Genomic DNA, 13,919 nt, shown 5'->3' with positions numbered 1-13,919 from the left:
GTGTCAATCGTGTCGCCCGAAAGGGCGTAGAGAGGCCATGACTGTACGCAACACCGCGAAGCGGGCTGATAATATTAAGCCTGCCAGGAAGCCCGCCATTGACGGCGACGTGCGGGCGGAGAACGCTCGGCTCCGGGCCGAACTCGCAACCGCTCAGCAACGCATCGCGGAGCTGGAACAGCGTACCGCAGACGCCCTAAATCGGATTGATTGGGCTCTCGATTCGCTTCATAACCATTCCCCAGGCGAATGAGGTGCGCGTCATTCAATCAGGGGGACGGCTGCGCCGTCGACGTGAGTGGCTGACGTTGCAATAAACTTCAACGGCCGCAGCTATCGTTTCGCTTGTGGCGATAACGAAGTTCAGCGCCTCGAAGAAATCGCGAAATATCTGACCGGCAAGCTCGAGGCCTTGACGCGCGAGCACGGCAACATCGGCGACGAACGGCTCATGCTGATGGCGGCCCTGGTCGTCGCCGACGAGCTTTTCGACGCTCGCGCCGATGTCGACGAGCTTTTGCAAGGCCCGTCCGACAACACGGACTCGACCGAGCCTGCTGCCACCAGACGCACGGCTTTCGGCTGAGCACATCCATCGCGTCGAGGTTGGCTCTGGATTTTTGACGGCCACTCGCCTAATTCTGGGATGCTGCGGGGCTCGTTAGGGGCAATATGACCCGGGGGCCTATAAGATCCGCACGGGCGCTGTCCCTGACCGGAGCCGTGGCTTCGGACACACGGTGCCCACCTACGCTCGTAGGGACCACGCGGGATCATGATCCCGACGGCCTTCGCGGCACTTGATTTCCTAGAGGTACTGCTGGGTGACGGACGAAACGAAGCTTGAGGCTAAAAAGAAGTTGCGCGCCGAAGCGCTTGAGCGCCGCAAGGCCGCTTTCGCACAGCACGGCGCCGAAGCGAGCCGCAAGATCGCGGCGCATGGCGTCGATTTTCTGAACGCTGCCCCGGGCGCAATCGTGTCTGGTTTTGCGGCGATTAATGACGAAATCAATCCCGCGCCCCTGATGACTTGGCTGCAGGCCGAGGGCTTTCGCCTGGCGCTGCCGGTGATGCAGGGGCGGGGAAAGCCGCTGTTGATGCGCGCCTGGACGCCGGGCGATGCGATGAACGTCGCGGCTTGGGGAATTGCCGAGCCGATGGAAGACAAGCCGGCCGTCGATCCCGATATTCTGCTCGTGCCTTTGCTGGCCTTCGATGCGCGCGGTTATCGTTTGGGCTACGGCGGCGGCTTTTACGATCGCACGCTGCAAAGGTTAAGAAAGCTGAAACCGATCGTGGCTGTCGGTCTCGCCTACAATGAACTGAGGGTCGACGCCGTGCCTGCCGAAAGCTATGACGAGCGCCTGGACTGGGTGCTCACGCCCTCCGGTCCTATCCATTGCCTCGACTCCTGATCCAGGCCTGCTGATGCGATTGTTGTTTCTCGGCGATATTGTTGGTCGGCCGGGCCGGACCGCGATTTGTAACGCTCTTCCCGCCCTCATTACGCGCTACGGAATCGATTTCGTCGTCATCAACGGCGAGAACGCCGCCGGTGGCTTCGGCATTACCGAAGCGATCTTGAACGATGTGCTCGACGCTGGCGCCGATTGCGTCACGCTCGGCAACCACTCGTTCGACCAGAAAGACACGCTCGTTTTCATCGAGCGCCACGACCGCCTGATCCGCCCTCTCAATTATCCGAAGGGTACGCCCGGCAAGGGCTCAACATTGCTGAAGGCCAGGAACGGCGCCGACGTGCTCGTCATCAATGCGATGGGCCTCGTCTTCATGCCCGATCTCAATTGCCCCTTCCGCGCCGTCGATGCGGAGTTGACCGCGTGCGCTCTGAAGAGCGGCGCCGACGTCATCCTCGTCGATTTTCACGCCGAGGCGACGAGCGAAAAGCAGGCGATGGGGCTTTTCCTCGATGGCCGCGCCAGCGTCGTCGTCGGCACGCACACCCACACGCCGACCGCCGACGCCCGCATTCTGCCCGCCGGAACGGCCTACATGACCGACGCTGGGATGTGCGGTGACTACAACTCGGTGCTCGGAATGGACAGCGACGAGCCGATCAACCGCTTCCTGACCAAGATCCCGCGCAGCCGCTACGAGCCCGCCACCGGCCCCGGCACGTTGTCCGGCCTCCTCGTGGACATCGACGATGCGACCGGCCTCGCGACGCGCGTCCAGCCGCTCCGCCAGGGGCCTTGCCTGGCGCCCGCAACGCCGGAAGTGTGAGGGATGCCGCGCGAGGCTTGACCGTGGCAATCGGAGCCGCGAAAAGGAGCGGCAATCTTCAGAAACTGGACGCTCGACGGACTAGGACTCATGGCCGGCCATTCGCAATTCAAGAACATCATGCATCGCAAGGGCAAGCAGGACGCCATGCGTTCCAAGCTGTTTGCGAAGCTCGCACGCGAAATCACCGTTGCAGCCAAGTCCGGCACGCCCGATCCCGACATGAACCCGCGCTTGCGCCTCGCGATCCAGGAAGCGCGCGCCGAAAACATGCCCAAGGATAACGTCGAGCGTGCGATCAAGAAGGCCGCCGGCGGCGATCTCGCGAACTATGAAGCGGTGCGTTACGAGGGCTATGCACCCGGCGGCGTCGCGATCATCTGCGAAGCGCTGACCGACAATCGCAATCGCACGGGCGGCGTCGTGCGCAGCGTCTTCACGAAATACAACGGCAATCTCGGCTCGACGGGCTCCGTCAGCCACATGTTCAATCACATCGGCGAAATTACTTACAAGCCCGAGACCGGCTCGGCCGAAGCCGTGCTCGACGCCGCGATCGAGGCCGGCGCCGACGACGTCCAGTCCGACGCCAACGGCCACGTCATCGTCTGCGCGTTTGAAACGCTGGGCTCGACGGCGGCGGCGCTCGAAAAGGCGCTCGGAGAAGCGCAAAGCGTCAAAGCTGTCTGGAAACCCAATCTCACGACGCAGGTCGATGAGGACAACGCTCAAGCGATCATGAAGATGCTTGCGGCGCTCGAAGACGACGACGACGTTCAGAACGTCTTCGCCAACTTCGAAATCTCCGACGAGGTCCTGAAGAAGCTGACGGCGGCCTGATCAAGCGCCGCTTCAGCTTCCAACGTAGAAGATGCCGAGGAAGATCGCCATCAGCCCGGCGAGCATCATCAGAAAGCCGACGATCCCGAAAAATTGCGACATCGCCCGTCGAAAGCTTCCCGGCGGGGATGCCTTCGCGCCTGCCTGACCCTTCAAAATCTTTCCGAAGTTCGCGTCGCGCTGCCCGGCGGCGCTCCGCGCCGGCGCACCGAGGCGCCGTGCCCATCGGAACAACAAAAAGCCGACAAAGACCAGCAAGACGCCGGACGCGATCCAAAGAGGATGACCGAATGTCGGGTCCATTTCGCCCCCCATTTCTGGCAACGGATGTGAGGCTGCGCCTCCCTGATAGAGGGACAAGTAGTTAAAGGGAAAGAATGGACTTGGCGAGCCTTGTCGGGTCACGCGTTTTGGGTCGCGCGGAGGAAAAAAGGCTTTATAATTAGGTTGGTGTAGCCGGTCGCGTGGGAGACGGGCATGTCGTCGGACGTGCGAGCGAGGGGAGGGAGCCGGACGCGTATCGGCTTGGTGGTCGTCCAAGGTGTTGGTGACACCGAGCCCGGATATTGCGTTAACGCTCTTCTCGATACCCTCGCCGCGACAAGGCCCGGCTACAGCGTCCTGCCGGCGAACGAATTCAATCGCATCGCGGAGCCGGGCGTCGAAGACCCGGCGCCGGTGTTTCCGGTCATTCGCCGTGGCGGACGCCACACCAGCGGCGTCGATATCGAAGCCGTCGAAGTCCATCTCGCCGATCTTGCGGCGATGGGCTCCAGCCGTGTCGACACGATGCTCGGATTGTTCCGGGTCATTTTCGAATCCCACCATCTCGTTGACGCGATGCTGTCGCGCTCGCTGGGGCTGATGGCGGTCGTCGTGCGAACGATCCTCTGGTTCGCCGCTTGGTTGCTGCGCGGTCCGATCGCGGCGCTGACCGTCGCGACGTCGCTCATCTGCGGCGTCTATCTCTACGAGCCGAAATGGCTCGGCATCGATCGCTTCGATGCCGGATTGCAATTCATCGTCGTCCAGACGGCGTTATGCGCGGCCGGGCTCTATCTCGGCTATCGCATCGTCAAGGGCCAGGATTACTCGTGGTACGACGCGGCGTTCTGGCTGGTCTTTACGAGCGCGGCGCTGGTCGCTCTTGCCGCAAACGGTGCCCTGATCCCGCTGACCGATCTCTTTCCGCCGCTGAAGGTCCGCGGCGCTCAGATCGCGATGGAGACGAGCAACTGCCTGCCGAGCGACCCCTTGGCGGCGTGTTACGTCAACGGTCTCTACCGCGTCATCATCTACGGCTGGCGCTTCTGGGGCGCGCTCATCCTGGTCGCAACACTGCTGTTGCTGACCGCGCTGGGCGGCAAGCGGCGCTCCGGCGACCCGTCGCGGCTCGCAGCGCTTTCGACGAGCGTCGGCATCCTGATCATGCAGTTCCTTCTGTGGACGACGATCGTCGTGACCATCATCTACACGATGCTGACGCGCGCCGAGACCGGCTCGTCGCTGCAGGCGGTGCGCGACGCCGTCTTGAGTGCCGTTCGCGAGAAACGGATCGCCGTCGACAACCCGATCCTTCCCTACCTGCAGGTGCCTGACCTGAAGCTCGAATGGATTGCGCGGTTCAAGTTCATCTATGCCGCCGCCGCCCTGACGGTCATGGCGTTCCTGCTCGGCGCCTGGCTGCTGATGAAAATCCGGCGCTACCGCGCCCGCACCGGCCTCGACGATCTCGAGCACACCTCGCGGACCATGCCCCGGCTGTTGTTCAATCCGTGGCTGGTGGCGCTGCTGATCGGGTCGTTTGTGATCGTGCTGACGTTCGTTTTCTTCCAGCCCGAAATGGAATCGAGCCACGCGTTCATCTCGTTCCGCAGCTTCGTGCTGCCGCTGGCGGCGGTTGCGGCGCTCCTCGTGCCGTTGTCGTTCGGCCATCGCGTCGCGAACGTCATCCAGATCGCGCGCGACCTGATCGATCACAACTATCGCCCGACCCTCGAAGCCGCGATGTTCTTCATCCCGGCGAGATTCCGCCCGGCCTCCGAACGCCCGCGGCGCGCCCGCATTCAGGAACGGCTGAAACTCGTCCTCAAAACCTTCGTCCAGCATCAGGGCTACGACGGCGTCATCTTCCTCGCGCACAGCCAGGGCTCGATCGTCGCCTACGACTATCTCCGCGACAACGGCCCGGTTTACCCGGAACTTGGCGACGCCGCGCCAGCTCTGCTGACGTTCGGATCGCCGCTCGGGACGATCTACCAGAAGTATTTCCACGAATACGCCGCCTCGCATCCCGTTCCGCATGGCATCGCGGCGCGCTTGAAGTGCTGGATCAACCTGTACCGCGTCGACGACTACATCGGCGGACGCGTAATCGCGCCGTCCGGCCTGCGCGTCGACAATCACGTGATGGGGCCCGGCGGCCACACCGGCTACTGGACCGAACCGGATGTCGCCGAGGCTCTGGACGCGATTTTAACGGGAAAAGTCGCCGATGCGACCAAGCCGCCGCCGCTTCCGCCGCTGCTCGCTTCGCCTTCGGCCTCCTACGCGGTTCGTGCTATGCGCAATGCATGACTGCACGAGCGATTCGCATCATCGGATTTGACCCCGGCCTTCGGCGCACGGGCTGGGGCATCGTCGAAAGCGATGGCGTGCGCCTCGTTTACGTGGCCTCCGGTGTCATCACGCCGCCGAAGGACGACGATCTTGCCTATCGCCTTTCGGCCCTGTTCGATGCCGTGACCAGTGTCATTCAGAGCTTCAGCCCGTCGGAAGCCGCCGTCGAAGAAACCTTCGTCAACGAGAACCCGCGCTCGACGCTGAAGCTCGGACAGGCGCGCGGCGCCATCCTCCTGGCGCCTGCAAGGCTCGGTCTGCGAGTCGCCGAATACACGCCGAACCTGATCAAGAAATCCGTCACCGGCACGGGACACGCCGAAAAGCAGCAGATCCAGGCGATGATCTCGTTCCTGCTGCCCAAGGCGACGTTCGATTCCGCCGACGAGGCCGATGCGCTCGCCATCGCGATCACCCACGCGCATCATCGCTCCAGCCGCCAGCGGCTCGCGACGGTCGCAGCGAAAGTGGCCGGCACATGATCGGCAAACTCAAAGGCAAGGTCGACGCGATCGGCGAGAGCTTCCTCATCGTCGACGTGCATGGCGTGGGGTATGAGGTTCAGGCTTCCTCGCGAACGCTCCGCAATCTGAAGCCCGGCGACGACGTCACCCTGACCATAGACACGCACGTCCGCGAGGACGCGATCCGTCTGTTCGGATTCCAGAGCGAATTCGAGCGCAGCTGGTTTCGCACGCTGCAGACGATCCAGGGCGTCGGCGCCAAGGTCGCCTTGAGCGTTCTCGGCGTGCTCGGACCGCAGGAGATCGCGAACGCGGTGGTGCTCGGAAACTGGGCGGCGGTCGAGGAAGCGCCCGGCGTTGGCAAGAAGCTCGCGCTGCGTATCGTTGCGGAATTGAAGGACAAGGCACCGTCGTTGTCCCTAGCCGGACTTCCCGCAACTCCGGGCGGCGGACCGGCTGCGGCCGTCGCGCCCGTCGGCCTCCCAGCCGCCGAAGCCATCTCTGCGCTGACCAATCTCGGCTATAATCCAGCGCAGGCCAATCAGGCCGTGGCCCTCGCGTCCCGAGAACTCGGCGAAGCCGCCGACACGGCGGCGCTCATCAAACGCGCCCTCAAGGAACTTGCGCGCTAGAGTGCTTCCGGAAAAGTGGGCCCCGGTTTTCCGATAAGAAGCACGACCAAACAAACGGCCTGAAGCCGTTCCGCTATTCAACGAAAAGCGGAATGGCTCTAGGTTTCACCGCGAACAGGATTGAATGAAAGTGAACGACGTGAGCAACGGACAACGTGCCCTTTGGATGGTGCTGATCACGTCGCTCGCTGCGCCGTTTTTCGCGAGCCTGTTGTGCACCGGACTAGCGCTCGCACGGCCGCTGACCGAGTTCTTGATGCCGGAAGCTCCGATGCCGGCGCCGGGCGAGTTCGCCGTCGATGTCTTCGCCTGGAGCGCGCTTCCCGCTACCGTCGCAGCACTCGGCCTGACACCGTTCGTCCTTCAGCAAGGCACCTATTCGTGGCTGCATGCCGCCGTCGCGGGCGTGCTTGCGTTTACAGCCGCGTCGATCATCTTTCCGTTCCCGAACCAGGCCGCATTGCCGGTTCTGGCATTTCTGGCCGGCCTTATCGCCATCGGCATGCGGCAGCTGCTGATCACGGGCCGAATTCTGCTCGAAACTCCAAAATCTTGATTTTGTCCGCGCCGCCTTTGTCGTTGGCGATTGGAACGCTCGGCTTGACGTCATCGCCGAATAGCCCCACGAACAAACCATGACCGACCGGCTCGTCAGCAGCGCGCGCAAGGAAGTGGACGCCTACGAGGCGACGATCCGCCCGCAATCGCTTGATGAATTCATCGGCCAGGAGCAGGCGCGCGCCAACCTCCGTATTTTCATTACGGCGGCACGCGGACGCGGCGATGCTCTCGATCATGTGCTGTTTGCCGGACCTCCGGGCCTCGGCAAGACGACGCTGGCGCAGATCATGGCCAAGGAGCTAGGCGTCGGATTTCGCGCGACGTCGGGCCCGGTGATCTCGAAGGCCGGCGACCTCGCGGCGCTGCTGACCAATCTCGAAGAACGCGACGTGCTGTTCATCGACGAAATCCATCGCCTCAACCCTGCGGTTGAAGAAATTCTCTATCCCGCGATGGAGGACTTCCAGCTCGATCTGATGATCGGCGAAGGTCCTGCCGCGCGCTCGGTTCGGATCGATCTTCCGAAATTCACGCTCGTCGGCGCCACGACACGTGCCGGGCTGCTGACCAATCCGCTGCGCGATCGCTTCGGCATTCCGGTGAGATTGAATTTCTATTCCGTGCCCGAATTGGAGTTGGTCGTCTCGCGCGGCGCCCGTGTGCTCGGCGCCAACATGGCAAGCGATGGGGCGCGCGAGATCGCCAAGAGATCGCGAGGAACGCCACGCATTGCCGGACGTTTGCTGCGCCGGGTTCGCGATTTCGCGGCGGTCGAAGGCGCGGCCGTCGTCAATGCGGCCGTCGCCGATCGGGCTCTCAAGATGCTGGAGGTCGACGGCGAGGGGCTCGACGCCCTCGATCACCGCTACCTCGGTTGCATCCTGAAAAATTACGAAGGCGGCCCCGTCGGCATCGAGACGTTGGCGGCAGCGCTCTCCGAACCCCGTGATGCGCTCGAGGAAATCGTCGAGCCTTATCTCTTGCAGCAGGGCTTCATCAGCCGCACCCCCCGCGGCCGCGTCCTGACGCTCAAAGCTTACCGCCACCTCGGCGTCAGCGGTCCGGCGCGGACGGCCACCCCCGATTTGCCGATTTTCGACGACGGTGCTGACGAGACTTAACGCCGCTATCGCACGCTCTCGCGGCAAATATTCACGATTCTGTCCGCATTTTCGGGCGATCATTCGACGCTCACAGTATAGATTGCGCCACATCGGTCGAAGGACTGCCTCGTGATCACCCGCCGCGATTTGCTGAAGATGCTTGCTGCCGTGGGGGTCGGCTCCACGGCGCTGAGCAGCTATGCCGTCGCGGAATCGTTCGGCGAATGGGTAACACCTTACGCCCTGACGCCGCCCGGATGGACGCCTGGCTTGCGAGTGCGCCTTGCGGTGCTCGCCGATCTCCACGTCTGCGAACCCTGGATGTCCGTCGATCGCGTCGCGGCCATCGTCGATCAGACCAACAGTCTCAAACCGGACGCAATACTGCTGCTCGGCGATTACGTCGTCGGCCGAAGCCTCCGCAGATTGTCGACCTCGGTTGTCAGCGCCGGAACATGGGCGACAGCGCTCGGACGCCTCAAGGCGCCGCTCGGCGTGCACGCGGTTCTCGGCAATCACGATTGGTGGGATGACCCCAATGTGCAGAAGCGGCGGGCGGGGCCGACACGCGCGGGGCTTGCGTTGCAGGCTGTCGGCATCCCCGTTTACGAGAACCAGGCAGTCCGGCTGGAGAAGGACGGGCAAGCATTCTGGATCGCGGGCCTGGGCGATCAGTGGGCATTCCGCTCGCGAGAGGGCGACGACGAAATCCCGCCCAGCAAAGGCTTTCGCTATCAAGGTGTCGACGATCTCCCGCGCACGTTGGCGCAAGTGACTGATGATGCGCCGGTGATTCTGATGGCACACGAGCCCGACATTTTTCCTGAAGTGCCCGACCGCGTTTCGCTGACGGTTTCCGGCCATACGCACGGTGGTCAGGTTCGAATTTTCGGCTTTGCGCCGATGGTGCCGTCACGGTTCGGGCTGCGTTACGTATACGGCCATAAAGTGGAGCACGGCCGCAACCTGATCGTGTCCGGAGGCCTCGGCTGCTCGACGCTTCCCGTGCGGCTCGGATCGCCGCCCGAGATCGTCAGGATCGATCTCGGCGGCAACGGGGGAGAAGTGTGACCGACAAGAAATGGCCGGATCTCGCAGGCCGCATTTTCCGCGACGAAGCAGGCCAGCGCCATGTGCTGCCGGTGCGCGTTTATTTTGAGGACACCGACGCGGGCGGCGTCGTCTACCACGCGTCCTACGTCCGCTTTTGCGAGCGTGGGCGAACGGACTTCCTACGCCTGCTCGGAACCGACGCGCGCCGTTTGATCGACGGCTCTGACAACCGCGAGCCTGCCGCGTTCGTCGTCCGCCGGATGACGTTCGATTTCTTCCGCCCCGCACGCATGGACGACCTGCTCGAGGTCGAGACCCGCGTCAAGGAAATCGGCGGCGCGAGCGTTACGCTCATCCAGACGGTCACGCGCGACGGCAATCGCATCGCCGAAGCGGAGGTGACCGTGGTGCTGATATCGGTGTCGGGAAAGCCGTTGCGTCTGAGCCAGGCGGTGCGCGGCGCATTTCTCGCGCATACGCACGTGCAGGTGAGCTAGCTAACGGCGCGCCGCCTTTCAGCAAAAGCCTACGGATTGCGACGCTTCCAGGCTTCCCAGTTGATCCGCGCCATACGGTAGGCATCCGGGATCGACAGCGCCCACACGAACAGGCCGAGCGCCGATCGCCCGATGATCGAACGATCCGGCGGCGCGAATTGCCAGGTGACCAAGGCGAGCAGCAGCGTAAACAGCGCGAACATGAACCCGCGCTGTTGCTGGCCGATCGCAACGTGTCCCATCCCCGGAAGAACGATCGCAAGGGCAAGAATGAGATACGGGTTGATCGGTTTGCGATCGGCTTGCAGCGCATTCATGCAGCAGACACCAGCTTGACGTTGAGAAGCAGACCCTCGACTTCGAGCACCTCCGCGAGGAGTTCTCCAAGGTCGTCCGGGTTCAATCGTGCGTTTTCGAACACGATCTGCCTGAGAATGAGATGGTCGCCGCGTTTGCCTTCCGCAAGCTGGCGCATGATGCGAATGCCGCGCGGCGTGATCACGACCTCCTTGACGTAGGGATCGCGAAGAAGGCCGGCGACGTAGGGCGCGACCCGCTCGAAGATATGACGCGCGCCGGGGCCGTCGCCCTTGATCAGACACATCTCGGGAAAGTTTGCAGGCGGCTCGATGCGGTAGGTCAAGCGATCGGTCAGCGAGAAATAATCGGCGCCCGTCGGCCGGATCAGAATGGCGACGCTGCCGTCGATCGGCAGGTTGCGCCTCATCGTGACGTCGAGCCAAAGCTGCGGCAGCCGGCGGAACGTCAGCGTGTCGGGAACGAGGGCAACGCGGAATGCACGTCCGCGGAACGTCCCGTCCATTTTCGGGAAGCCGCACGTATCGATTTCGACACGCGCGCCGTCGAGGACGTCCTTTGCGGAATCGAGAATGGAATGTCGGGCGGCGGCGGCGATGCGCGCCTCGCGGCGACCGTAAATGACGAAAAACGCGATCGTTGCAGCGATCAGCAAAGCGGCAAGCGTGAGAGGCATGAACGGGTTTCCCGCAAAAGAGGAAGGTGGCGCATCGCGAGGATGCGCCACCTTTGGGTTAGCGTTCTCAGTAGCCCTGCGGACGCGGCCAGTTCATCGTGAACTGGTCGCCGCGACGGACGTACTTGTAGCGGTGGAAGTGGAACCAGAGCGAAGCGACGATGAAGAACACCATCATCGCGACGAGCTGGGTGCCGTATCCAAGGAACACCGCGAAGTATGTTGCGGAGCAGATGGTCAGCAGAACAAGCGCCGGGATCGGATGGAACGGATGCACGTATCCGCGTTTGATCATGTCCAGCGGCCACATCTGACGGAAGAAGATCACCTGGATCGACATGTACGTATATCCGAGCAGACCCGACAGGATCGAGAACGTGATCACCTGATCGAGCGGCGCGAAGTACGCAAAGGTCAGGGCGACGGGCACCAGGAACACGATCGACCGGAAGGGCGTCCTGTTCTTGGGATGCACGGCGCCGAACCAGGTCGGCAGATAACGGTCGCGGCCCATCGAGAACCAGGCGCGCGACGCGTCGTTGATGCAGCCGTTGGCGGATGCAAGCGTCGAGAACATCGTACCGATGAACAGCAGGACCATCAGCGGCGTCGAGCTTGTCAGCCGTGCGGCGTCGAAGAGCGGCGTCGTGGCCTGACCGAGGTATTCCCACGGCATCAGACCGGAGCAGAGGTACCACGTCATCGTTGCTGCGATGAGCAGGGTCATGATGCCCGCCATCGTTCCGAGCGGCAGCGAGCGAGCTGGCGAGCGGACCTCTTCGGCAGCCTGACACGTTCCCTCGATGCCGAGGTAATACCAGAGGCCGAAGTGGAGCGAAGCAAGCACGCCGATCCAGCCATAGGGCAATCCGTTCAGGATCTCCTTATGATTGAGCATCTCGGTCGACCACGGCTTCACCGCGGTGAACAGGATGACGACGGCGATGAACGCAATTGCGGTCAGAACCAGGTTCACCGTCAGCGTCGCGTAGACGCCGCGATAGTTCAGCCACGCAAGGAACACGATGGCCAAAACGATGAATGGCTTGTCCTGAGCTTCTGCGAATCCGGCCATTTGTCCGACGGTCTGGACGAGATAGCCGAGCGTGATGGCATTCGCGGCTTCCAGCATCGTGTAGGCAAACACGAGATAGAGACCGACGTTGAACGCCATCAACGGTCCGATGATGTGTTTCGACTGCGCGTACTGACCACCGGCGGCAGCGACGGTCGACGTCACTTCCGAGTCGATCATGGCGACGCAGGTATAGAGTAGGCCGGCAGCCCAGCAGGCGATCAAGGCCGCGATTGCGCCGCCCTTGCCCACCGCGAAGTTCCAGCCCATGTACTCGCCGACGAGCACGATGCCGACGCCCAATGCCCACACGTGTGCGGGACCGAGGACGCGGAGCAGAGAGATTTTCTCTCCGTGAACAGCAGTTGTCTGATTCACAGGTGCCCCCCTTGGTGCGGCGGGTCGATGACGAGCGCTTCATCGATTTCGCCTTCGCGCGACGACGTCAGCAAGTCTTCGCTGTAAGCGCGATTGGTTTTGATGGTGTCGAAGAGCATGTAGAGACCGAGCACGATCGAAAGTGCCCAGGCTGCATATTCAATGAGTTGAAAACTATTCATCGCTGCCTCTCACTTTTTGCCAAAGCGCTCTTCGAGCACTTCGATGTATTCACGCTTCGAGAACATAAACAGCAGCACGAAGTAGCCGATCACCACCACCGCGGTGATGCCGAGTTCGAGCGGGCTGAAGCTGTAATCGAATCTAGACGTGATCAGCGGAGCAGCAGTATCGGGAGTGAATCCGAGCTTTTCCCATTGTCCGGCTTGCGCGGCGTTCTGGCCGAGCCCGGTCCACGTCGATTTGTCGGCGACAGGAAGATCGATTTTGCCGCCGCCGGCGAGTTTCAGATAGAGAGGCGTGAAGAGAGCGGCGAGCACGAGGACAAGCAAGAACAAGCTGTCGAATAGCTGGCCGACTGCGGATTGCTTTGGAGGTTCGTAGTGAGGCTTTTCCACGGTACCACCTATCAGCTGTAAGATTTTTTCTTGGCGAGATCGATGTAGTGAAGATCCAGCCCATAGATTTCATCACGCTCCTCGCTGAGGTGCGCGACCATCGCCAGAATGGCGGCGGTATTGAACAAGAGGACAAGCCCACCAAATATAGCGAGTGTCCAAGCAACCTGTTGGTCGACGTAGTCCTTCACTTCGTAGAAGACGAAAGCGTAGAGCGCCCATAGAACGCCAACTGCGACAAATGACCAGTTACGGTCACCCGCAAACTTCTTGGCTATTCGTGGGTCAGCGTGAGGATTTTCCTTGTTCATCAGCGTTTCCCTGTCATTCAACGTGTACGGATTAGTTTCTTTTTTTGATACGCGTTTGAGCCTGGACCACAGCAAAGTGTGTCACTTTGCCTGATTGCCCAGCCTAGTACCAACTCGCGTATCTGTTGGCTCTTAGTCAACTTTTTTTCGTAACATGAAAACAAAATTCGATGACGCGCTGCGCATAACGCAGTGCGGTCAACCTAGACATTATTGATTGAAATCAAATTGTTGGGCTCGTGCTGCAGCGCGAAATGCATAAATTTTGATCAATTGCTTAAATAGAGTGCATTCATTTTCGGCCGTCCGGTCAGTGAGACGAGCGCCCCAAAACCAGCGCGAAGGACTGTATTTCCGCGGCAAGGATGGCGCCAACACCCAACGCGCGCGATTGTCGCATGTTTTGCGTGGATAAACCACCGTCTGCGCCATCGCGTCTGCGGCGCAGGGGCCCTTGTTTCGTCATATTGCGCGGCGAAAGCTCTGATCCACGAAAAGCGCATGCGGCGGGGCATGTCAGTCAGGGTGGACGTCATATCATCGCCACACGCTATCGCGAGCGATCCCGCG

Annotated in this window: 18 protein-coding genes and 1 other RNA gene; 12 read left to right on the top strand and 7 right to left on the bottom strand. The window is 61.8% G+C overall.

What is annotated here, in order from left to right:
• The first annotated feature begins 298 nt into the window (after nt 1-298).
• The 5 genes from HDEN_RS12060 to HDEN_RS12045 all read left to right on the top strand — a co-directional run bounded on the left by HDEN_RS12060 (nt 299) and on the right by HDEN_RS12045 (nt 3,084).
• Nucleotides 299-586 carry a cell division protein ZapA gene (locus tag HDEN_RS12060; RefSeq protein WP_013216400.1) on the top strand — a complete coding sequence of 96 codons (288 nt, stop codon included), beginning with the start codon at nt 299-301 and terminating at the stop codon, nt 584-586.
• Nucleotides 587-643: 57 nt separating this feature from the next.
• Nucleotides 644-804, top strand: a non-coding RNA gene (ssrS, locus tag HDEN_RS18000) — 6S RNA.
• A gap of 20 nt (nt 805-824) precedes the next feature.
• Complete coding sequence (locus HDEN_RS12055) at nt 825-1,415, top strand: 5-formyltetrahydrofolate cyclo-ligase (RefSeq protein WP_013216399.1); 591 nt, start codon at nt 825-827, stop codon at nt 1,413-1,415.
• 13 nt (nt 1,416-1,428) lie between these two features.
• Complete coding sequence (locus HDEN_RS12050) at nt 1,429-2,244, top strand: TIGR00282 family metallophosphoesterase (RefSeq protein WP_013216398.1); 816 nt, start codon at nt 1,429-1,431, stop codon at nt 2,242-2,244.
• Between the two features lie 90 nt (nt 2,245-2,334).
• Nucleotides 2,335-3,084 carry a YebC/PmpR family DNA-binding transcriptional regulator gene (locus HDEN_RS12045; RefSeq protein WP_013216397.1) on the top strand — a complete coding sequence of 250 codons (750 nt, stop codon included), beginning with the start codon at nt 2,335-2,337 and terminating at the stop codon, nt 3,082-3,084.
• A 12-nt stretch (nt 3,085-3,096) separates the two neighbouring features.
• Here the strand turns inward: HDEN_RS12045 and HDEN_RS12040 are convergent, their stop codons facing one another.
• Nucleotides 3,097-3,387 (bottom strand): hypothetical protein, encoded by a 291-nt coding sequence (locus HDEN_RS12040; protein ID WP_013216396.1) that lies wholly within the window; start codon nt 3,385-3,387, stop codon nt 3,097-3,099.
• A 174-nt stretch (nt 3,388-3,561) separates the two neighbouring features.
• Between HDEN_RS12040 and HDEN_RS12035 the strand changes: the two genes are divergently transcribed.
• The 7 genes from HDEN_RS12035 to ybgC all read left to right on the top strand — a co-directional run bounded on the left by HDEN_RS12035 (nt 3,562) and on the right by ybgC (nt 10,013).
• Entirely contained in the window at nt 3,562-5,661 is a 2,100-nt protein-coding gene (locus HDEN_RS12035) for a hypothetical protein (RefSeq protein WP_013216395.1), read from the top strand.
• Complete coding sequence (ruvC, locus tag HDEN_RS12030) at nt 5,658-6,185, top strand: crossover junction endodeoxyribonuclease RuvC (RefSeq protein WP_013216394.1); 528 nt, start codon at nt 5,658-5,660, stop codon at nt 6,183-6,185. The genes HDEN_RS12035 and ruvC overlap by 4 nt, the downstream gene beginning before the upstream one ends.
• The gene (gene ruvA, locus HDEN_RS12025; protein ID WP_013216393.1) at nt 6,182-6,799 is read left to right on the top strand and encodes a Holliday junction branch migration protein RuvA; all 618 of its coding nucleotides are present in this window, start codon (nt 6,182-6,184) and stop codon (nt 6,797-6,799) included. The genes ruvC and ruvA overlap by 4 nt, the downstream gene beginning before the upstream one ends.
• Nucleotides 6,800-6,923: 124 nt before the next feature.
• Nucleotides 6,924-7,355, top strand: a complete 432-nt coding sequence (locus tag HDEN_RS12020) for a hypothetical protein (protein ID WP_013216392.1) — start codon at nt 6,924-6,926, stop codon at nt 7,353-7,355.
• 79 nt (nt 7,356-7,434) lie between these two features.
• Nucleotides 7,435-8,481 carry a Holliday junction branch migration DNA helicase RuvB gene (gene ruvB, locus HDEN_RS12015; protein WP_013216391.1) on the top strand — a complete coding sequence of 349 codons (1,047 nt, stop codon included), beginning with the start codon at nt 7,435-7,437 and terminating at the stop codon, nt 8,479-8,481.
• 111 nt (nt 8,482-8,592) lie between these two features.
• Nucleotides 8,593-9,534 (top strand): metallophosphoesterase, encoded by a 942-nt coding sequence (locus tag HDEN_RS12010; RefSeq protein ID WP_013216390.1) that lies wholly within the window; start codon nt 8,593-8,595, stop codon nt 9,532-9,534.
• Entirely contained in the window at nt 9,531-10,013 is a 483-nt protein-coding gene (gene ybgC / locus HDEN_RS12005) for a tol-pal system-associated acyl-CoA thioesterase (protein WP_013216389.1), read from the top strand. Before HDEN_RS12010 ends, ybgC begins: the two co-directional genes overlap by 4 nt.
• Nucleotides 10,014-10,042: 29 nt before the next feature.
• Here ybgC and HDEN_RS12000 read toward each other — a convergent pair whose 3' ends face one another.
• The 6 genes from HDEN_RS12000 to HDEN_RS11975 all read right to left on the bottom strand — a co-directional run bounded on the left by HDEN_RS12000 (nt 10,043) and on the right by HDEN_RS11975 (nt 13,349).
• Nucleotides 10,043-10,330 carry a hypothetical protein gene (locus HDEN_RS12000; RefSeq protein ID WP_013216388.1) on the bottom strand — a complete coding sequence of 96 codons (288 nt, stop codon included), beginning with the start codon at nt 10,328-10,330 and terminating at the stop codon, nt 10,043-10,045.
• On the bottom strand, nt 10,327-11,007 hold the full coding sequence (locus HDEN_RS11995; protein ID WP_013216387.1) for a hypothetical protein: 681 nt from the start codon (nt 11,005-11,007) through the stop codon (nt 10,327-10,329). The genes HDEN_RS12000 and HDEN_RS11995 overlap by 4 nt, the downstream gene beginning before the upstream one ends.
• Nucleotides 11,008-11,074: 67 nt before the next feature.
• On the bottom strand, nt 11,075-12,460 hold the full coding sequence (locus HDEN_RS11990; RefSeq protein ID WP_013216386.1) for an APC family permease: 1,386 nt from the start codon (nt 12,458-12,460) through the stop codon (nt 11,075-11,077).
• Nucleotides 12,457-12,642, bottom strand: a complete 186-nt coding sequence (locus HDEN_RS11985; RefSeq protein WP_013216385.1) for a hypothetical protein — start codon at nt 12,640-12,642, stop codon at nt 12,457-12,459. Before HDEN_RS11985 ends, HDEN_RS11990 begins: the two co-directional genes overlap by 4 nt.
• A gap of 9 nt (nt 12,643-12,651) precedes the next feature.
• Complete coding sequence (locus tag HDEN_RS11980) at nt 12,652-13,038, bottom strand: hypothetical protein (RefSeq protein WP_013216384.1); 387 nt, start codon at nt 13,036-13,038, stop codon at nt 12,652-12,654.
• A gap of 11 nt (nt 13,039-13,049) precedes the next feature.
• Nucleotides 13,050-13,349, bottom strand: coding sequence for a hypothetical protein (locus HDEN_RS11975; RefSeq protein WP_013216383.1), 300 nt, complete (start codon nt 13,347-13,349; stop codon nt 13,050-13,052).
• Nucleotides 13,350-13,919: the final 570 nt, after the last annotated feature.

This window comes from Hyphomicrobium denitrificans ATCC 51888, from assembly GCF_000143145.1.
In the GTDB taxonomy this organism is placed as follows: Bacteria; Pseudomonadota; Alphaproteobacteria; order Rhizobiales; family Hyphomicrobiaceae; genus Hyphomicrobium_B; species Hyphomicrobium_B denitrificans.
This window is presented reverse-complemented; position numbering and strand designations above follow the sequence as displayed.